The following is a 19,087-nucleotide window of genomic DNA, read 5'->3' as shown; positions in this document are numbered from 1 at the left end:
ACCGAAAAGCCAATCCAGAACCCCACAGCCATTCTCCGCCAATCACTGCCGGGACTGTGGTGGGCGATCAGGGAAAGAGTGAAGAGTCAGCGACGCTTTGAGGGGCGGTCCAACGCCAACGTGGACCGACGCGGCCAATTTTTTCTTCGTTGCACCAGATCCGCGCCTTCTGTCGGCCTTGTCGGGTCCGTGACACACAGTCTCTTTGTCGGATCCGTCACACACAGTCTTGTTTAGCCGATCCTTTGTCTTTGGCTAAATAGCTGTAAAGCAACCACAAAGTTTTTTCTTCAGCTCGATCAGCCAAATTGGCACGAGTTTTGTGTCTCTTCGTTGAGGAGTGGCGGCAGCAACTGCCGACCAGCATTGATGGCGCGGTTAGCCGCGATGGATGAAACAAGAAGGAGATCTGCGTCAGACGGCATTCTGTGGGAAGGGCGCATCCCCGTCCACCAGAAAGCGACGCTCGCATTCCAGTCGACCTCGGCTAGAGGATTCTCGTTGTCCGCTGTGATTGGCCAACACGTGGTTCGCTTAGGCCCTGATGGATGGCCCCCCTATGCAAGTCCTTGGCAACCGCGGTCGCCGGCGACCCCTCAGATTCTTCTGGAGAGACGATCATGTCCAAAGTGGCATTCATTTTCGGTACTCGTCCTGAGGCGATTAAATGCGCCCCAGTCATCAACGCTATGAAGCTCGACCGCAGGTTCGAGCCACTCGTTGTTTCCACGGGGCAGCATCGCGAGATGCTTGATATCACTTTACCGGAATTCGGTATTCGACCGGACATCGAACTAAACGTCATGCAACCTCGCCAGACCTTGTCGCAGGTCACACATCGAATACTGGAAATGCTCTCCGTGCAAATGGAACAATGGGGAATGGACGCGGTGATCGTTCATGGCGATACCGCGAGCACCCTGGCAGGCGCCCTGGCTGCCTTCCAGCACCGTATCCCCATCATCCATCTCGAGGCGGGCTTACGCAGCGGCAACATTGCATCACCATATCCAGAGGAGGCCAATCGGCGCCTCGTTGCCCAGATAACGGATCTCCACCTGGCGCCGACCATCCGGAGCAGCGAGAACCTTATCCGCGAAGGTGCCCGTGAGGATCGTATCACGGTCACCGGCAACACGGTCGTCGATGCACTTCATTGGGCGGCCGAAAATGCTCCCGCCTTCGCCGAGCCCGCACTTGCCGACCTCAAGAACGATACGCGGCGAATCGTGGTCGCCTCAGCACATCGACGCGAGTCGTGGGGTGCACCGATGCACGAGATCGCAAGAGCTCTGGTGCAGCTATCATCCCAGGAGAACGTGCGTGTCATCATCCCATTGCACAAGAACCTGGCAGTGCGCGAAGTCATGTTGCCCTATCTGAGCAACCAGGCGAATATTACGGTGGTGGATCCGCTACCGTACCGGAATTTCTGCAGCCTTATGCTGCGCTCGGACATCATCATCTCGGACAGCAGCGGCGCAGAGGAAGAAGGCCCTTCACTCGGCAAACCGACGCTTGTTTTAAGGGACATCACCGAGCGGCCGGAGGCTGTCGAAGCTGGCACAGCGCGCCTTGTGGGCCGCAGCACCGCCCGCATCGTGAGTGAAGCGACCCGACTGCTGCGCGATCCGGACGAATATTCACGAATGGCCCGGCCCGTGGACGCCTACGGCGATGGAAAGGCGACAACTCGGGTTATCGATGCAATCGCGAGATATTTCGCTGCACAGACGGCACGCGAGGCGCGGCTGGTCAGCTGATGGGCACCAGATGTCAGCGGCGTGGCGCGCACCGATCTTTGGATTTCGCTGCGATCCACGCCCTCCCACGAACACCACCATGTCCCTGTCGGACGGACCGGACCGGGCGACGATGGCAAGAGAGGAAGCTCATGGCTAGGCGTAACAACCGGCGAGATCTCAATTTCTCCAACGCTGTGGTTGACGCCGAACTGATTGAGGGCGCTTCGTCATTCGCACTTCACGGGCGCAATATCGTCTTCAACATCGGTGATACCGTCGTTGAGATCGCTGGTAAGCCTCGGCAAACAATCCAGCCATTTTCATCGACCACGCTCATCGACGCGGTCATCGAGAACGCACAGGCAATGATTGTGATCCGTGTTCTCGAGACAGTAGGCGCCAGGGCGAGCACTCTAGGGTGGCCGCGATATGCGGAGACGATCACCGACCCGACCGCGGAAATTCTCGGACTGCCGCTCTACCGCTCATCGCAGGACGACCTTATTGAAATTCGTCTGAGCGGTGCAGCGGCAATGCTTGCCGGGAACCCGGAGACCGACGGCATGACTTTTGCCGCGAAAGCCAATCTTTGGTTTGCTCCGGAAGCGACGGACTGCCTGATCCACAATCTGCATCCATTCATCGAGACCCATGTGCAGATCATGGGAGTGGGACGGATGCAGAAGTTTCAGACGCAGCAGCGGGAAACACTGACCGAAGAAATCCTGATGGCTCCGGGCTTCGCCCAGCCATTCTTCGATTGCACAAGCGATAGTATTGGCGGGTTTCTCTATCCATGGCATCAGTATTACGCGGATACGGATTGCATGTGGCTAGCTTTGGAGCTTCATCCGTTCGCTGGATCGCATGATTGACGTCGGCTCCATCCACAACGGAGGTTGACCACTGCATTATGAAAGGACGTCAGTCGGAGAATGGCCGTGGCAGAGAGGAAGGTGATCCAGTCGATCGATCGCGCCGTGGTTTGGGACAGCATCCATCTATAGCAGCTCAATGTGCACACGGTTCGCTACGGCGCCTGGGAAAGGAAAGGAAAATGTCGATCTGCTTTCGGCCGGGACATGAACGTTCGTTTGGAACATATCCGCTCAAGGGCGAGGATTTGGAGAAGGCATTTGCCGCTGCGTACGAGGTCGGCTATCGATCATTCGACACAGCTCAACTGTACGGAAACGAGGCCGACTTGGGCGCGGCCATCCGCCAGGCTAACGTCTCGACAGACGACCTTCTCATCACCACGAAAGTGCATCCCGAGAACTACACCGAGGAACAGTTCCTGAAATCGGTGGAGGCGAGTCTGAACGCTCTTGGCGTGTCGAAGGTCGCCCTTCTGCTCCTTCATTGGCCGGATCCGTCCGGGGACAATCGCAAGTCTCTCGCCCTACTTCGGGACGCGAAGCGTAAGGGACTCGCGACCGAGATCGGCGTCTCTAATTTCACGGCCTCAATGATGCGGGACGCGCAATCATTCACCAATGGCGAAATCGCGATCAACCAGGTTGAATTCCACCCGCTTCTCGATCAGTCAATTCTGCTCGACATGTCCTTTCAGACGGGCGTTCCGCTGGCTTCGTTCTCTTCGGTCGCGAGGGGGGAGGTTTTCAAATATCCGCAATTTGGCCAGATCGGCATAGCCTACGGAAAGTCGGCTGCGCAGGTGGTGTTGAGATGGATTCTGCAGAAAGGCGTCGCCGTCAACACAATGTCAACCAAGCCGGAAAACATGCGGTCGAACTTCGACGTCATGGATTTCGTTCTATCTAGCGTCGACATGAAGCGGATCGACGCTCTCACATGCACGAACTTCAGGTGCGTGGACAAGAACAAGGTGCCGTGGACGCCGGAATGGGATTGACCGATTGCATGAGTATGCCATGAGCAACCGCTCTCTGCTTCCTGTCTCTCTGCAAAATCTCCCTGCTCGGTCCCAAAGTTTTTTCTGCGTCCTGAAGGTGGTCGAGACCGGCCGCTGTCATGCCGCCAGCATGGCGAACTGCTCGGCCAGGGAGGGATTTGGATTGAATGCGTACTTGCCTGTCGCTTGCGCATCATGTGAAGCATCTCGATCCCGGACAGGATGATGCTGGCGGTGGCCGGCGACTTGAAGGCCAGCATCGGCCGCACACGGCGATTGAATGCGCCGATGGTCCTCTCGATCCTGTTGTTCAAGTATCGACTTTTCCTGATCGTGATCGGTTTCAGCCAGCGTACTGGGCACCACCGACAAGGGCTGATGAATGACTGTTCGCCGGGCCGGGCAATGTCGGCGAAACCATCAAGTCCGGCGACGGCAAGGTGCTTGGCCATTCCGACGTGGCAACTCTGGTCCGCGGCCATGGTTGGTTTGGATCCGGCAACGTCGCCCACGGGGATCCGGCATCCAACCCAACGATGCGCGGTTTGGCGACGCCTAGCAGGTTGGAACCATCGCTGCGGCAATGCAGCAGTCCTGGATGGCTAATGAAAACAAGTCCAAGATGCCGGAGGTGCGCTTACACCGCACCACCGGGGTCTTCGCCGGAGCCAAATGCAGAAAAATCCAGGCGCGTGCTGAAACATCGTGAGGAATTCGATTTGGATTATGTCAGCTGATAAAACGACCCGAATTCAAATTCGATCGATCAATCAGCGCCCTTCGCCGGGGGGCTGTCGGTCCGCATCGCGCCTGACGGTATGCCGGTGCTCCTACGGCCGCCCTGTTGGCGAGGGCTTTCGGGTCATCAGCACTGTCACGCTTCGGCTATCCGCCTTCCCCCTCATGCTCAGCCCTACTCGATGCGGTGGACGCCCCCCCAACGGCATCGCGATGTGCTGTCGTTTCCGACTCTGACACCATGGTTCAAACCCCCGCAGTTTACTGAGAGATTCCACAACTTCGTAAGCTGCGGCAGGAGAGAAAAAGCAACAGCTAGAAAACCGCCACCGAGTTCCATAATATGCGTTGCAACTTTTTAAGATGTCCTGATCTGGCAAAATAGGAATGTCGCTCCTGCTTGTGCCTTGCCACTCTCTCGCCTTCGAGAGCGGGGAGATTGCATCTTGGGACTGAAATCGCATTGAGGTCTTGTCGATGTTATAGAGCGGCGGATGACGAGCGTTGCCGCCGCAAGCGTGTTGGGAATTACTGCTCGGCAAGTCCAACGATTGATGAAGACATTCCTGGGCGACGGCGCGGCGGCTCTCCGACAAAAGGCGCGGGGGCGACGCTCCAACAATCGCATCATCGATGGCATTCGCGACTTCGCTTTGGAGCTGATCCGCGAACACTATGTCGACTTCGGTCCGACGCTTGCCCACGAAGAGTGATCGAGCGGCATCAAATCGCCGTCAGCAGAGACGCTGCGCAAATGGATGACGGAGGCCGGGATCTGGACATCGGGCCGTGAACGCAAGCGCCGCGTGCACCAGCCGCGCGGACGGCACGACTGTCTCGGCGAGATGGTGCAGATCGACGGCTCGCATCACTGGTGGTTCGAGAATCGTGGCCCCAAATGCGGCATGCTCGTCTTCATAGACGACGCGACCGGCAAGCTGCTGCATCTGCGCTTTGCGGGGTCGGAGAACACGTTCGACTATTTTCATGCCGCAAGGCGCTGGGGCAAGCCGCTTTCTTTCTACAGGGACAAGCATGGCGTCTTCCGGACGACACATGTTCGGAGAAGGATAGAAGCAGTGGCCTGACGCAGTTCGGCCGGGCTCTCTACGAGCTCAACATCCACATCATCTGCGCCAACTCCCCACAGGCAAAAGGTCGTGTTAAGCGCCCATCAGACGCTGCAGGACCGGCTTATGAAGGAACTGCGCCTTCGCGGCATCAACACCATCGAGGCGGCCAACGCCTTTGCGCCGGCATTCAATGGCGGACTTTAACGCACGTTTTCGCAAAGAACCACGCAACCCGAAGGACATGGGCCGCCCCGATCACGAGAATCTGGTCGGCGCCATGTGCCGCAAGGAGGTCCGCACGCTGTCTCAGGCCCTGACACTGCGCTACGACAAGGTGCTGTTCATTCTCGATCCGACCGATACCGCGAGGCGACTTGCCCGCAAAAAGGTCGTCGTCTGCGACTACCCCGATGGTCGCCTCGAGGTCATGCACGACGGCATTGCCCTGCCTCCTGTCCCGCCATCCCGATGTCTGCCTGGATACGAACTGAGTGGCCGGATCGTGAACTCGGTGGACGAAGGTTTCGACCTTGCCCTTCGCGCGATGGGGCGCCGTGGCCCAGTGCCAGGCTGATGGCGCTTTACATCGCTTCGCGCGGTTTAGCTTAATCAAGCTGTTTGGAAAGGAGCCGAACCCAACAAGCTCACGATGATCCGTATGCGCCGTGATGATAGATCAGCGCCGGGCCCGGCTCTCCGCTCACCACCTGCCGGACGCTGCCGAGGATCAGCGCGTGGCTGTGGCGAATAATCGTGTCCTCGACCGTACAGTCGACCGCGGCGAGCGCGCTGTCGAGTGCCAATGCGCCGCTTGTAAGGCTAGACCAGCGGGCTCCCTCGTAACGCGCCGCCCCCCTCAGGTCACCGCGTCCGGCGAAACGGTCGGCAATCGCCATCTGGTCGGCACGCAGCACATTCACGCAGAAATGCCCATGCCGGCTGATGGCTGCCCAGGTAGACGAGTTCAGGTTGATGCTCACAACCATCACCTCTGGTTCGACCGATAGGGAATGGGCGGTGGTAACGGTTGCGCCCGTCCGTTCGTCGCCAACACCTGCGGTCACCACGGAGACAGCTCCGGCCAAGTGTCGCATCGCAAATTTCAGGGGAATCCGGGTTTCCACTGGGGGAACGCGTTCGGTCAGTGTCATCTGGATAGCCTTATCGTGTTTGCAGCTTCATGACACCTTGTGGCGCAACGCCGTTTGATATCCAAGCCATTCGTCGATTTCAGCGGCGATGCGCTCGGCATGCGCGGTGACTTCGGGAATTCCCATCAATTCGCCAACGCTGCCGCGCGCCAGTGGCCCGCTAACGAAAATGCTGTCGGTCGGGCGCCCGGATGTGCCGACCGCACGGCCTTGACTGTCGGTCTCCAAACCAAGACCAATCGGGTCGAGCCGGACCAATCTCATCCGCTCGAGCGCCGCAATCGCTGTGTTGGTCCGCAAGACATCGGCGTGCGCCGGTCCGGTCGTCACGATCACACTGTCGAAAGCATCGACAACGAGGCTGCGTTGGCCACGCAGCCGCTGCCGCACGCGAATGCATCCGTCTGCCTGTTCGGCGCCGACAATCGATGCGGCGCGATAGGCAAGCCTGCCCTCGGCAACGCGGCGATCGAGCACGGCCGCGATCTGTGGCGCGATGCGGAAGCGATGCACATCCCACAGCGCACGAAGATGACGCACCACGCGGCGCTGCTCGGCTAGCGGCAAGGCCTGCCAGATGGCCAGTCCCCGACGCCGGACGGCATCAAGCACCGGGTGCCAGTCCCCTGACGCTTGGCATCATCGTGGCCCGGATGCGCCTTCCTCACCACACAGATGTGCCCCGCGCAGATGCCAACATTTCTGCAACCAAACCGCGTACCTGGCACGCCGATAGGTTGCTGCGGCGGATTTTCGCTGTTCGCAGCTGAACAATACCTATCAACCTTGTCATCGCACCTAGTCGCACGTAGAGGCCGTTCGAATTCTCATCGCTCGGCGCGATGTTTGGTCCGTCTGCCCAGAAGAGCGGAGCAAGCCATTGACACCCACGAAGTTGCTGATTGGGCAGATCGCTGTCGTATTCGCAATTGTCATTCTTGGCGTGTGGACTGCAACCCAATGGTGCGCCCACATGCTCTCCTATCAGCCGCCACTCGGCGCGCCATGGTTTGTCGCGGCGGCCTGGCCGGTCTACAAGCCGTGGAAACTGTTCGAATGGTGGTTTCAATTCGACGCCTATGCGCCTGAGGTTTTCGACAAGGCCGGCATGCTTGCTGGAGCCAGTGGGTTCCTAGGCTGTGCCGCCGCGATAGCTGGCTCCCTCTGGCGCGCGCGGCAGCGCGGATTGGTCACCACCTATGGTTCCTCACGGTGGGCCGCGACTCGGGAGATCGAGAAGGCAGGGCTGTTTCAGCCGGCCGGCGTTTTCCTTGGCGAACTAAAGGATCGCTATCTGCGCCATGACGGACCGGAACACGTCATGGCCTTTGCGCCGACACGTTCGGGCAAGGGCGTCGGACTGGTCGTTCCGACGCTTCTTTCCTGGACCGGCTCGACCGTCATTCACGACATCAAAGGCGAGAACTGGCAGCTGACCTCCGGCTGGCGGTCGAAGTTCTCGTACTCCCTTTTGTTCAATCCCACCGATCCGAGATCGGCGCGGTACAACCCGCTGCTGGAAGTGCGCAAAGGTCCAGATGAGGTCCGCGACGTTCAGAACATCGCAGACATTCTCGTCGATCCGGAAGGCGCGCTGGAGCGGCGGAACCATTGGGAGAAGACCAGTCATTCACTCCTAGTTGGCGCCATCTTGCACGTGCTCTACGCCGAAGAGGAAAAGACGCTTGCCCGCGTCGCCACCTTCCTGTCGAACCCGCAACGCTCATTTGCCGCGACACTGCAGCAGATGATGATGACCAACCACCTCGGCGCGGCGGACAAGCCTGAGGCCCATCCCGTTGTGGCGTCGGCGGCCCGTGAGGTGCTGAACAAGTCAGAGAACGAGCGTTCAGGCGTTCTCTCGACCGCCATGTCGTTTCTCGGGCTCTATCGTGATCCAACCGTAGCCGCGGCAACATCGGCCTGCGACTGGCGCATTGCCGACCTTGTGGATGCCGAGCGACCGATGTCGCTCTATCTGGTCGTGCCGCCGTCGGATATCTCGCGCACCAAGCCACTGGTGCGATTGGTGCTCAATCAAATCGGCCGGCGGCTGACCGAGCGGCTGGAGGGCGATGCAAAGAAGAGCCGCAAGCATCAGCTCCTGATGATGCTGGATGAATTCCCGGCGCTCGGTCGGCTCGACTTCTTCGAGACTGCGCTCGCCTTCATGGCAGGCTACGGCATCCGCGCTTATCTGATCGCGCAATCGTTGAACCAAATCTCCAAGGCCTATGGCGAGAACAACGCCATTCTCGACAATTGCCATGTGCGGATTGCCTTTTCCTCCAATGACGAGCGCACGGCCAAGCGTATCTCGGACGCGCTCGGTACGGCGACGGAGCTCAGATCCATGCGCAACTATGCCGGCCATCGGCTGGCGCCCTGGCTTTCGCACGTCATGGTGAGCCGCCAGGAAACCGCACGGCCGTTGCTGACGCCGGGCGAGGTGATGCAGCTGCCGCAGGAAGACGAATTGATACTGGTTTCGGGGTTGCCGCCGATCCGCGCGAAGAAACTGCGCTATTACCAGGATCAGAATTTCACCGAACGGGTGCTGCCTTCGCTGGCGCTACGCGAGGGTCCCTACGCGGACTCCCCTGCGTCACGCCCGGACGATTGGGTCGGACAGGTGCGCGGCGTTGACCGCCGTCTTGCAGCCGAGGGCGACAGCACCGGCGCAGCAATCGAAGAGGACGGCGGTCTCCAGCAGCAGCGTCATCCAGGTCTGCCCGAAGACCATCCCCTCCTTGCCCAAGAGCCTGATCAGGAGGATTTGCTCAAGCCTGCTGACGATGATAGCGAGGCGGCTGCCGACCAACGCGTGATGGACCGGATTTCCACCGCAGCACGTGCGTACGGCCTCAACGAGGGAATGGGCGACGACAAGGACATCGTGCCCGGCTTCTGAACGGCGCTCAAAGGCAGAGCGCATCTCAGCGTAGATAACGGCCATAAGCAATTTGGGGTGTCTGGCCGATGCTTGTTCCTGCCGCTGGCGCATCAGCGTCGGTCAGTTGGAACGAGCTTCATGAAGCCCCACCGCATTCGCCACCAGTTTCTGCTCGAACTCGAGTTGAGCAAGAGGCTGGATAAACTCAGTCGTGATCCCTCGACCACCAAATCCGCGATCGTGGCAAAGGCGGTCGAGGCCTTCATCGAGCGGCGCGGTGAGAACGAGCTCGATCAGCGCTACGGTGTGAGGCTCGACCGTCTTTCCCGCGACCTCGGCCATGTCAGGCGCGATGTCGAGGTGATCCTGGAGAGCTTGGCGCTCTTCATCCGCTTTTCGATCACGCTTCATGCGCACACGCCGGTTCCGGACAGGGCGACGCAGGCGATTGCCCAGGAGCGTTTCGACAAATTTGTCGAACAGGTCGGCCACCAGCTCGCTTCTGGGAAACGGTCTCTTGGCAAAGACAATCGTGGGGGAGGGGAAGGATGAGTTCTCATCCAGAAGCCGAGCATCGCCGCCGCGCCATGCTGCGCACCGCCATGGGCCCGGCGATCACCGAAGCCCTTGCCGATCCGACCGTCATTGAGGTGATGGTCAATCCCGACGGTGCGCTGTGGCTCGACCGGTTGGGTGAAGGCCGGGGCGATACCAGCGTGCATATGCACCCGTCCGAGGCGGAACGCATCATTCGCCTGGTCGCGTCACACGTGCGCGACGAGGCGCATGCGGACAATCCGATTGTCAGTGCCGAACTTCCGTCGGGCGAGCGCTTTGAGGGTCTGCTGCCGCCAGTCGTGCTGGCGCCATGCTTCGCCATCCGAAAGCCTGCGGCAAAACTCTACACGTTGGCCGACTATGTCGCCGATGGCATCATGCTGCAGGTGCAGGCCGATGCCCTGAGGAAGGCGGTGCGCGAGCGGCGCAACATCCTGGTCGCCGGCGGCACGTCATCGGGCAAGACAACACTTGCCAATGCGCTGCTGGCACAAGTCGCCGATTGCGACGAGCGGGTGATCCTGATCGAGGACACGCGCGAACTGCAATGCGCGGCGAAGGATTGCGTCGCCTTGAGGACGAGGCGGGGGTCGGTCACGCTCGCCGATCTCGTGCGCTCGACGCTGCGGCTCAGACCCGACCGCATCATCGTGGGCGAAGTCAGGGGCGCGGAGGCCCTGGACATGCTGAAGGCATGGAACACCGGGCATCCCGGCGGCATCGCCACGGTTCACGCCAATTCGGCGCGCTCCGCCCTCTACCGGATCGAGCAACTCGCCCAGGAGGCCGTCGTCACCGTTCCCCGCCGCCTCATAGCCGATGCCATCGATCTGATCGTGTTCATCGCCGGGCGCGGATCCTCGCGCCGCATCGACGCGATCGCCGAGGTCACCGGTCTCGACGGCAGCGGCGATTACGTCGTCGCCCCGCTCACGCTTTCGCAACTCCAGCAGCTTTGAAAGGTCACCTCATGCGCAAGAACCTTCGCTTTCTTTCGTCCACCGCGCTCGCGTTTCTTATTACGGCCCCAGCTTACGCAGCGGGCTCCGGCATGCCATGGGAACAGCCGCTGCAGCAGATCCTGGAATCGGTGCAGGGACCGGTCGCCAAGATTGTCGCGGTGATCATCATCATCACCACCGGCCTGACGCTCGCCTTCGGCGACACGGCAGGCGGTTTCCGCCGGCTTATCCAGATCGTCTTCGGCCTGTCGATCGCCTTCGCGGCATCGAGCTTCTTTCTCTCCTTCTTCTCCTTCGGCGGCGGGGCACTCGTCTGATGGCCACCGGAGAGCAGCATATCGCAGGCTTCGAGATTCCCGTTCACAGGGCATTGACCGAGCCGATCCTGCTGGGCGGCGCACCGCGAGCGGTGGCGATCCTCAATGGCACGGTGGCCGCGGCAATAGGCCTTGGCCTGCAGCAGTGGATTGCCGGGCTGGTGCTCTGGATCGCCGGCCACACGCTCGCGGTCTTTGCCGCTCGCCGCGATCCGGACTTCGCCGGCGTGCTTGTCCGTCATCTTCGCCTGAAGGGGTGGCTTGCATGCTGAACCTTTCGGAGTATCGCGGTAAGGGCGATCGGCTTGCCGATCATCTGCCTTGGGCCGCACTGGTCGCTCCGGGCATCGTTCTCAACAAGGACGGCAGCTTTCAACGGACCTTCCGGTTCCGCGGCCCCGATCTGGAAAGCGCGACGGAAGCCGAACTTGTCGGCATCTGCGCGCGGGCAAACAATGCGCTGAGAAGGCTTGGCTCCGGCTGGGCATTGTTCTTCGGAGCCGAGCGCGTCGAAGCGCTGGGCTATCCGAATTCGCGCTTTCCCGACGCGGCTTCATGGCTGGTCGATGAAGAACGGCGTGCGGCCTTCGAGGGCAAGGTCGAGCACTTCGAGAGCCGCGATTACCTGAGCTTGCTATTTATGCCGCCGCCAGACGCCCAAGCGCGGGCGGAAAGCGCACTCGTCGACTTTCGTCATTCCCAGGGCGTAAGAGACTGGCGCCAGGAACTGGCGCGGTTTCGTGATGAGACCGACCGCGTCCTGGATCTCCTGTCGGGCTTTATGCCCGAAGTGCGCGCTCTCGATGATGCCGAGACGCTGACTTACCTACACGGCACAATCTCGCCCCGCCGCCATCCTGTCACCGTCCCGGAGACGCCGATATATCTCGATGGCGTGCTGGTCGATGCACCGCTCACCGGCGGCTTGGAGCCGATGCTAGGTGAGCAGCATCTGCGTACCCTTACCATTCTCGGCTTCCCGAGCCTCACCCGGCCCGGAATCTTGGATCCCCTTAACCATCAAGATTTCGCCTATCGCTGGATGACGCGCTTCATCCCGCTCGACAAGACGGAAGCCACCAAGACACTGACCCGGTTGCGGCGGCAGTGGTTTGCCAAGCGCAAATCGATCGTCGCGATCCTACGCGAAGTTGTGACCAACGAACCGGTCCCGCTCGTCGACAGCGATGCCGACAACAAGGCGCTCGACGCCGACGAAGCACTTCAGGCGTTGGGCGGCGATCATGTCGGCTTCGGCTATCTCACCACTACCGTGACGGTATGGGACGAGGATCACCAAGCCGCCGCGGAGAAACTTCGCGCGGTCGAGCGCATCGTCAACGGACTCGGCTTCACCACAATCCGTGAAAGCGTCAATGCGGTCGAGGCGTGGCTCGGCTCGTTGCCCGGCCATGTCTATGCCAACATTCGCCAGCCGCTCATTCATACATTGAACCTTGCCCATCTCATGCCGCTATCGTCGGTTTGGGCCGGTCCGGCGACAAACGAGCATCTCGCGAAAGTCACCCGGATGGAGGCACCGTCGCTTCTTGTTGCCGAGACCAGCGGGGCGACCCCGTTTCGGCTTTCCACCCATGTCGACGATGTCGGTCACATGCTGATCGTCGGTCCAACTGGTGCCGGCAAGTCGGTTCTGCTTGCCCTCATCGCTCTGCAGTTCCGCCGCTATGCCGGCGCACAGGTTTATGTCTTCGACAAGGGCAACTCGGCCCGCGCGGCGACACTCGCCACGGGTGGAGAGCACCATGCGCTTGGTGCGGACGGTGCGCTTGCCTTCCAACCGCTGCGCAATGTCAACGACCAGGCTGTCCGCAGCTGGGCAGCCGAATGGATCGCCGGCCTCATCGCCCATGAGAATGTCACCGTCACGCCGGAGGTGAAGGAGGCGATTTGGTCGGCCCTCACCAGCCTTGCCACCGCGCCGGCGCAGGAACGCACGCTCACTGGGTTGTCGGTCTTGCTTCAGTCCAATGCGCTGAAATCCGCGTTGATGCCGTACACGCTCGATGGCCCGTTCGGGCGTCTGCTCGACGCCGATGACGATCGGCTGGCCTTGTCGGATGTGCAGTGCTTCGAGACCGAAGAGCTGATGCACAGCCAAGGCGCTGTGCTGCCGGTGCTCACCTATCTCTTCCATCGTCTCGAGGAGCGGTTCGACGGACGGCCGACGCTGCTGATGCTCGACGAGGCGTGGGTCTATCTCGACAACCCTCTCTTTGCCGCCCGCATCCGTGAATGGCTGAAGGTGCTGCGAAAGAAGAACGTGTCGGTCATCTTCGCCACGCAGTCGCTGGCTGACATTGCTGGCTCAACAATCGCGCCGGCGATTATCGAGAGCTGCCCCCAGCGCATTTTTCTTCCCAATGACCGTGCCGTGGAACCGCAGGCGCGGGTGGCCTATGAGCGATTTGGTCTGAACGAGCGGCAGATAGAACTGGTCGCCCGGGCGACGCCGAAGAGGCAATACTATCTGCAGTCGCGTCGCGGCAACCGGCTCTTCGAGCTCGGGCTCGGCCCGATCACGCTTGCGCTTTGCGGAGCCTCCGACCCGGCCACGCAGACCCTGATCGACAGGGTCCTGTCGGAGCACGGACAGGACAGCTTTGCCGCCCGGTTCCTGGGTGCGCGCGGCCTCGATTGGGCTGCCGAGCTTCTCCAGCAATTCCCTCAACCAGACAAGGAGCAATCGTCATGATGCGGCGCCGCCTTCTCACCAGCCTGATCACCGTTTCCCTAATCGCAAAACCGATGGCCGACTACGTCCAGCCGGCCCACGCCCTAATCGTGTTCGATCCGTCGAATTATGCGCAGAACGTGCTGACAGCGGCACGTTCCCTGGAGCAGATAAACAACCAGATCCAGTCGCTTCAGAACCAGGCGACCATGCTGCAGAACATGGCGCGCAACCTTCAGCGCCTGGATTTCTCTTCCGTGGGCCAGCTCACAGGTTCGCTCCAACGGATCGACGGCCTGATGACCCAGGCCAGCGGCCTGAGCTTCGATCTCGACAAGCTTCAGAACCAGTGGCGTGTGCAATATCCGGAAAGCTACGACGCCACAATCGAGGTCAGCGATGTGGCGAGCGCCGCGCGCGAGCGCTGGCAAAACGCCATGCAGGCGTTCCGCCAAACCATGAGCGCGCAGTCGCAGATCGTGGAGAACGTGCGGGCCGACGGCGACCTGCTTACCGACCTCGTCAACCGCAGTCAGGGCGCGGCAGGTGCCCTTGAGGCAAGCCAGGCCACCAATCAGCTGATCGCGCTTTCGACCAAGCAGCAGATGCAGATCCAGACGCTGCTCGCGACCCAGTTCCGGGCTGAAGCCGAAGATGCTGCCCGCAAGGCGCAGTCCGAGGAAGCCGCCCGCGAGACGACGAAGCGTTTCCTGGGCACCGGTACGGCCTATCCCGGCAACTGATCAGCAGTTCTTCAAGACAACGAGGAAGGCGGCGACATGAATGACCTCGGCGTCATCGATCGCTTCATGGAGACTTTTACCCGCTATATTGATAGCGGGTTCGGTCTGCTTTCGGGCGACGTCGCCTTTCTCACCACCATCCTGATCGGCATCGACATCACGCTGGCAGGCCTGGTCTGGGCGTTCGGCGGCGAGCCCAATGTTCTTGGCCGGCTTGTCCGAAAAGTGCTCTATGTCGGCGCCTTCGCCTTCATCCTGAACAATTTTAAGAACCTCGCCGACATCATCTACCATTCCTTTGCCGGGCTCGGCATCAACGCATCGGCCGGCAATCTGTCCGCCGACAGTCTCCTGCGGCCAGGCCGCATTGCCGCGGCCGGCTTCGAGGGCGCCTGGCCGCTGCTCAATCAAGCGAGCCAGCTAGTCGGCTTCCCCGAGATCTTTGGCAACGCGCTGACCATCTTCGTGCTGCTTCTCGCCTGGTTCCTGGTCCTCATCGCCTTCTTCATTCTTTCAATTCAGCTCTTCATCACCATCCTGGAGTTCAAACTCACCACATTGGCCGGTTTTGTTCTAGTGCCTTTCGCGCTCTGGAACCGCTCGGCGTTTCTGGCCGAGCGCGTGCTCGGCAATGTGATCTCGTCGGGCATTAAGGTGATGGTGCTTGCTGTCATCGTCGGCATCGGCTCCACGCTCTTCGGCGAGTTCGCTTCCGCGCTGCAAGGCAAGGAGCCGGACTTGGCCGCGGCCATGTCACAGGTACTGGGCGCGTTGGCGCTGCTTGGGCTCGGCATTTTCGGGCCGGGAATTGCCTCGGGTCTTGTCTCGGGCGCGCCGCAGCTTGGCGCGGGAGCCGCACTCGGAACCACCGCGGCGGCCGCCGGATCAACGCTCGTTGCCGGAGGTGCGGCGCTTGCCGGCGCGCGCATGGCAACCGGCGGCGGTCTCGCCGCCGTTCGAGCCGGCACGGCCATGGGATCGGCTGCTTCCACAGCTTGGCAGATGGGGCGTGCAACATCGCCCGAGTCCGGCCTCTCCGGCGTAGCTGCGGGACTGCAGGGCGTTGCCGGCGCAGCTGGCGGCGCCGCGATGCGGGGAATGCGATCTGCAACAGAACCATTCCGGCGCAGCGCCGATGCCGGCCGCGATGCCGCCTGGACCGCGACGGGCGGCACGCCGACCGCATCAATGACCGGAAACCCTGCCGCGTCAGGTGCCAATGCCGCGCCGGCGTGGGCGAGGCGCTTGCGTTCCGAACAGACCGCGCGCGCCCATCGCCACGCCGCCACGCAGGCCGTCCGTGATGGCGATCGGGGTGGAAGCGGCGCCAACCCCTCTCTCAATGACAAGGAAGACTAGATGCTCTTCAAGCGACCTGTTCAACGCTACGGGAAGACGCCGCAGCCCGTCACGCCATACCAGAAGGCCGCCCAACTTTGGGACGAGCGCATCGGCACAGCGCGCGTGCAGGCAAGGAACTGGCGCCTGATGGCCTTTGGCTGCCTGGCTCTGGCCACCGGGCTCTCTGGTGGACTCTTGTGGCAGTCGATGCAGGGCCGCGTCGTGCCCTATGTCGTCGAGGTAGATCGTTTCGGCGAGGCGCGCGCCGTCGCCCCAGCAATCCGGGACTACGAGCCCACCGATGCCCAGATCGCCTGGCATCTCGGCCGCTTCATCCAGAATGTCCGCTCTGTTTCCACCGATGCGGTGCTGGTGCGGCAGAATTGGCTCTCGGCCTACGACTTCGCCACCGACCGTGGAGCCCTCTTTCTCAACGAGTACGCTAAGGCCAACGACCCGTTCGGCAAGATCGGCACGCGCAGCGTCTCGGTGCAGGTGACGAGCGTGGTTCGAGCGTCCGACAGCTCCTTTCAAGTCAAATGGACCGAGCAGGTCTTTGAGCGCGGCAGCCTCGCCAGCACAACGCGTTGGACCGGGATCCTCACCATTGTGATCCGGCCGCCGAACAACACCGATCAGCTGCGCAAAAACCCGCTCGGCGTCTTCATCAATGCCATCGACTGGTCGCGCGAGCTCGACAGTGCCGCGCAGACTTCCGTTCCCCCAAAGGAGCCCGCCAATGATAAATAGACTCTCGTCGCTCCGCAGTGCACTAATCCTCTCGGCGGCTGCGGTCATCTCCGCCTGTGCCTCGAAGCCGGTGCCGCCGCCGCAGATTTCCTATGACCATGCTGACTTCAAGCCGGCGGCGATTGAGAAGGCGCCGGAGAAGCCCGTCAAAGTCGTGGAAGTGCCGAAACCGCTGCCGCTGCCCGGCCAGTTGCAGCCCGAGCCGGGCAGGGCTGCTGAAGACAAGCGCTCGCCTGAAGAACGTGTCGCCGATGCCAACAAGGCGGCGACGCAGCAACCCACCAAATATGGCTATGTGAATGCGGTGCAGGTTTACCCCTTTGCCGAAGGCGCGCTCTACCAGCTCTATGCCGCACCGGAGCGCGTCAGCGATATCGCTCTGCAATCAGGGGAGAAACTCCAATCCGTGTCGGCCGGCGATACAGTGCGCTGGGTAATTGGCGACACCGTCAGTGGCTCCGGCGATGACCAGCGCACCCATGTGCTGGTGAAGCCCTTCGCGCCAGGACTTGCCACCAATCTGGTGATCACCACGGACCGGCGAAGCTATCACCTGCAGCTTCAAAGCACGGATAAGACCGCCATGGCGGCAATCTCCTGGACCTACAGCGAGGACCAGATCATCGCGCTACGCCGGCGCAATGCGCAGGCCGAGGCTGCTATGCCAGTGGCGTCGAATGTGGCTCTCGAAAATATTCGCTTCCGCTATTCGATTACCGGGGACATGCCGCCCTGGAGGCCGACGCGCGCGTTCGATGATGGCAGCAAGGTCTACATCGAGTTTCCGCGCCGCATCGATCAGGGCGAGGCCCCGCCGCTCTTCATCGTCGGTGCTGACGGGGACAACCAGCTCGTCAACTACCGCATGCGGGGCAACTATTACATTGTCGATCGCCTCTTCGCCGCGGCCGAACTGCGCCTCGGCGCCAAGCAGCAGCAGGTGGTGCGCATCACGAGGACCGACGGCAGGCAAGCGCCGCGGCGGCTATTGCTCTTTTCGCGTTCCAGCAGGTGAGGGACGGCCCATGACGGATACTTCCCGCTCCGATGCTCCACCGAAACTCGATCCAGAACAGCTGCAGCTGCGGGCCTCGCCTCGCCGCGCTGTGCGCTTCAAGCGCGGCATTATTGTCGCCATTGCAGCTGTTTGTTCCGGCACCGTTCTAGGCGTCACCATGATGGCGCTGCACGGACCGGCGCTGCGCATCAAAGAGCAGGCTGAAGAGCTTTACAACACTGAGCGGAAGCCAACCGCGGAGGCAATTGAACGGCTGCCTAAGGACTATTCCGGGATCAAGCCCAAGCCTCCGGTGCTTGGACCACCGCTGCCCGGCGACCTCGGCCGCCCCATCCTTGAGCACCAACGCCAGCTGGGCATCACGCCGGGCCAGGAGGTTTCGGCGGAGGAGCAGCGCCTTGCACAGCAGGCGGTCGAGGCACGCGAATCGCAAGTCTTCTTCCGGATCGAAAATCGACCCCGGCAAGCGGAGATCGCCGGCAACGGGCAGGGCGGGCGTCCACCCTTTGAGGCAACGGCTCCACAATCCGATGCCGCACGCGATTTAGCTTCCGTTGCACCGGCCGAGGGCGACCAAAACAATCAACAGCGCAAGCTCGATTTTGTCAGCCAGCGGAACACAAGTGGAATCTACAATCTGCATGCACTGCAGACGCCGGCTTCGCCGTATCAGCTGATGGCCGGCAGCGTCATCGCAGCGAGCCTGATCACTGGCATCAATTCCGACTTGCCCGGCCTCGTCGTCGCACAGGTCACCGAGAATGTGCACGACACAGTCACCGGCAGCACCTTGCTCATTCCGCAAGGCTCTCGCCTGATTGGCACCTATGACAGCGTTGTTGCCTTTGGACAAAGGCGCGCGCTGCTGGTCTGGCAACGGATACTGCTGCCCGACGGCTCTTCGATCGAAATCGACAACCTGCCGGCGACGGACACCGCCGGCTATGCCGGGCTTGAGGACAAGGTGGATTTCCACACCTGGCAGCTGATCAAAGGCGTTGCGCTGGCCACGTTGGTAGGGGTCGGCACCGAGCTGAGCCTCGGGGAAGACGAAAGCGACCTAGTCAAAGCAATCCGCGAATCCGCTCAGCAGAACGTCAGTCGAGCTGGCCAGCGCATCACCGAGAAGAACCTCAATATCCAACCCACCATCACTATCCGGCCCGGTTGGCCACTGCGCGTCATCGTGCACAAGGATCTTGTGCTGCGGCCGTACCCGAATTGACT

16 protein-coding genes and 2 pseudogenes are annotated in these 19,087 nt (G+C 61.3%); 14 read left to right on the top strand and 4 right to left on the bottom strand.

Annotated features, from left to right (window positions below):
* The first annotated feature begins 620 nt into the window (after positions 1 to 620).
* The 3 genes from wecB (at position 621) to NKI17_RS27545 (ending at position 3,621) form a co-directional block, all read left to right on the top strand.
* A complete protein-coding gene (gene wecB / locus NKI17_RS27555) occupies positions 621 to 1,763 on the top strand; it encodes a non-hydrolyzing UDP-N-acetylglucosamine 2-epimerase (RefSeq protein ID WP_352496367.1) in 1,143 nt (380 codons plus the stop codon).
* Between the two features lie 131 nt (positions 1,764 to 1,894).
* Positions 1,895 to 2,620, top strand: coding sequence for a hypothetical protein (locus tag NKI17_RS27550; protein ID WP_352517354.1), 726 nt, complete (start codon positions 1,895 to 1,897; stop codon positions 2,618 to 2,620).
* Positions 2,621 to 2,802: 182 nt separating this feature from the next.
* The gene (locus tag NKI17_RS27545; RefSeq protein WP_352529013.1) at positions 2,803 to 3,621 is read left to right on the top strand and encodes an aldo/keto reductase; all 819 of its coding nucleotides are present in this window, start codon (positions 2,803 to 2,805) and stop codon (positions 3,619 to 3,621) included.
* 117 nt (positions 3,622 to 3,738) lie between these two features.
* Here NKI17_RS27545 and NKI17_RS27540 read toward each other — a convergent pair.
* Positions 3,739 to 3,965, bottom strand: a pseudogene (locus tag NKI17_RS27540) (DDE-type integrase/transposase/recombinase); the annotation flags it as partial.
* Positions 3,966 to 4,841: 876 nt separating this feature from the next.
* Between NKI17_RS27540 and NKI17_RS27535 the strand changes: the two are divergent.
* Positions 4,842 to 5,883, top strand: a pseudogene (locus NKI17_RS27535) (ISNCY family transposase); the annotation flags it as partial.
* Positions 5,884 to 6,076: 193 nt separating this feature from the next.
* On the opposite strand, the gene NKI17_RS27530 reads toward NKI17_RS27535, so the two are convergent.
* Both NKI17_RS27530 and NKI17_RS27525 read right to left on the bottom strand, forming a co-directional pair.
* Positions 6,077 to 6,583, bottom strand: a complete 507-nt coding sequence (locus NKI17_RS27530; protein ID WP_352578191.1) for a flavin reductase family protein — start codon at positions 6,581 to 6,583, stop codon at positions 6,077 to 6,079.
* Between the two features lie 27 nt (positions 6,584 to 6,610).
* A complete protein-coding gene (locus tag NKI17_RS27525) occupies positions 6,611 to 7,195 on the bottom strand; it encodes an FAD/NAD(P)-binding protein (protein WP_352907050.1) in 585 nt (194 codons plus the stop codon).
* 268 nt (positions 7,196 to 7,463) lie between these two features.
* Here NKI17_RS27525 and NKI17_RS27520 point away from each other — a divergent pair, with 268 nt between their 5' ends.
* Entirely contained in the window at positions 7,464 to 9,494 is a 2,031-nt protein-coding gene (locus NKI17_RS27520) for a conjugal transfer protein TraG (protein WP_352907049.1), read from the top strand.
* A 102-nt stretch (positions 9,495 to 9,596) separates the two neighbouring features.
* On the opposite strand, the gene NKI17_RS27515 is transcribed toward NKI17_RS27520, so the two are convergent.
* A complete protein-coding gene (locus tag NKI17_RS27515; RefSeq protein WP_352907048.1) occupies positions 9,597 to 9,968 on the bottom strand; it encodes a hypothetical protein in 372 nt (123 codons plus the stop codon).
* Positions 9,969 to 10,024: 56 nt separating this feature from the next.
* Between NKI17_RS27515 and trbB the strand changes: the two genes are divergently transcribed.
* From trbB to NKI17_RS27470, 9 genes are read left to right on the top strand one after another with little or no spacing between them, the layout of a single operon-like run.
* Positions 10,025 to 10,993 carry a P-type conjugative transfer ATPase TrbB gene (gene trbB / locus NKI17_RS27510; RefSeq protein ID WP_352578195.1) on the top strand — a complete coding sequence of 323 codons (969 nt, stop codon included), beginning with the start codon at positions 10,025 to 10,027 and terminating at the stop codon, positions 10,991 to 10,993.
* 11 nt (positions 10,994 to 11,004) lie between these two features.
* Positions 11,005 to 11,313: a TrbC/VirB2 family type IV secretion system protein gene (locus NKI17_RS27505; protein ID WP_352578196.1), complete on the top strand. Its 309-nt coding sequence runs from the start codon at positions 11,005 to 11,007 to the stop codon at positions 11,311 to 11,313.
* Positions 11,313 to 11,585, top strand: a complete 273-nt coding sequence (locus tag NKI17_RS27500) for a VirB3 family type IV secretion system protein (RefSeq protein ID WP_352907047.1) — start codon at positions 11,313 to 11,315, stop codon at positions 11,583 to 11,585. Before NKI17_RS27505 ends, NKI17_RS27500 begins: the two co-directional genes overlap by 1 nt.
* Positions 11,579 to 14,029: a conjugal transfer protein TrbE gene (trbE, locus tag NKI17_RS27495; protein WP_352907046.1), complete on the top strand. Its 2,451-nt coding sequence runs from the start codon at positions 11,579 to 11,581 to the stop codon at positions 14,027 to 14,029. Before NKI17_RS27500 ends, trbE begins: the two co-directional genes overlap by 7 nt.
* Positions 14,026 to 14,751, top strand: coding sequence for a P-type conjugative transfer protein TrbJ (gene trbJ, locus NKI17_RS27490; protein WP_352578199.1), 726 nt, complete (start codon positions 14,026 to 14,028; stop codon positions 14,749 to 14,751). The genes trbE and trbJ overlap by 4 nt, the downstream gene beginning before the upstream one ends.
* 36 nt (positions 14,752 to 14,787) lie before the next feature.
* Positions 14,788 to 16,110 (top strand): P-type conjugative transfer protein TrbL, encoded by a 1,323-nt coding sequence (gene trbL / locus NKI17_RS27485; protein WP_352881791.1) that lies wholly within the window; start codon positions 14,788 to 14,790, stop codon positions 16,108 to 16,110.
* Complete coding sequence (trbF, locus tag NKI17_RS27480) at positions 16,111 to 16,842, top strand: conjugal transfer protein TrbF (protein WP_352907045.1); 732 nt, start codon at positions 16,111 to 16,113, stop codon at positions 16,840 to 16,842.
* On the top strand, positions 16,832 to 17,857 hold the full coding sequence (trbG, locus tag NKI17_RS27475; RefSeq protein ID WP_352907044.1) for a P-type conjugative transfer protein TrbG: 1,026 nt from the start codon (positions 16,832 to 16,834) through the stop codon (positions 17,855 to 17,857). Before trbF ends, trbG begins: the two co-directional genes overlap by 11 nt.
* A 10-nt stretch (positions 17,858 to 17,867) precedes the next feature.
* A complete protein-coding gene (locus tag NKI17_RS27470; RefSeq protein WP_352854003.1) occupies positions 17,868 to 19,085 on the top strand; it encodes a TraB/TrbI/VirB10 family type IV secretion system protein in 1,218 nt (405 codons plus the stop codon).
* The last annotated feature ends 2 nt before the right edge of the window (positions 19,086 to 19,087 follow it).

It is taken from the genome of Mesorhizobium sp. M0816 (genome assembly GCF_040320005.1).
Lineage (GTDB): Bacteria > Pseudomonadota > Alphaproteobacteria > Rhizobiales > Rhizobiaceae > Mesorhizobium.
The sequence above is the reverse complement of the archived record's forward strand: the minus strand, read 5'-3'. Positions and strand labels throughout refer to the sequence as shown.

Excerpts from the sequence above, each read along its gene's own strand:
- NKI17_RS27530 (WP_352578191.1), bottom strand. The coding sequence starts at position 6,583 with ATGACACTGACCGAACGCGTTCCCCCAGTGGAAACCCGGATTCCCCTG.
- trbF (WP_352907045.1), top strand. The coding sequence starts at position 16,111 with ATGCTCTTCAAGCGACCTGTTCAACGCTACGGGAAGACGCCGCAGCCC.
- NKI17_RS27550 (WP_352517354.1), top strand. The coding sequence starts at position 1,895 with ATGGCTAGGCGTAACAACCGGCGAGATCTCAATTTCTCCAACGCTGTG.
- NKI17_RS27545 (WP_352529013.1), top strand. The coding sequence starts at position 2,803 with ATGTCGATCTGCTTTCGGCCGGGACATGAACGTTCGTTTGGAACATAT.
- wecB (WP_352496367.1), top strand. The coding sequence starts at position 621 with ATGTCCAAAGTGGCATTCATTTTCGGTACTCGTCCTGAGGCGATTAAA.
- trbG (WP_352907044.1), top strand. The coding sequence starts at position 16,832 with ATGATAAATAGACTCTCGTCGCTCCGCAGTGCACTAATCCTCTCGGCG.
- NKI17_RS27505 (WP_352578196.1), top strand. The coding sequence starts at position 11,005 with ATGCGCAAGAACCTTCGCTTTCTTTCGTCCACCGCGCTCGCGTTTCTT.
- trbJ (WP_352578199.1), top strand. The coding sequence starts at position 14,026 with ATGATGCGGCGCCGCCTTCTCACCAGCCTGATCACCGTTTCCCTAATC.
- trbE (WP_352907046.1), top strand. The coding sequence starts at position 11,579 with ATGCTGAACCTTTCGGAGTATCGCGGTAAGGGCGATCGGCTTGCCGAT.
- trbL (WP_352881791.1), top strand. The coding sequence starts at position 14,788 with ATGAATGACCTCGGCGTCATCGATCGCTTCATGGAGACTTTTACCCGC.
- NKI17_RS27500 (WP_352907047.1), top strand. The coding sequence starts at position 11,313 with ATGGCCACCGGAGAGCAGCATATCGCAGGCTTCGAGATTCCCGTTCAC.
- NKI17_RS27470 (WP_352854003.1), top strand. The coding sequence starts at position 17,868 with ATGACGGATACTTCCCGCTCCGATGCTCCACCGAAACTCGATCCAGAA.
- trbB (WP_352578195.1), top strand. The coding sequence starts at position 10,025 with ATGAGTTCTCATCCAGAAGCCGAGCATCGCCGCCGCGCCATGCTGCGC.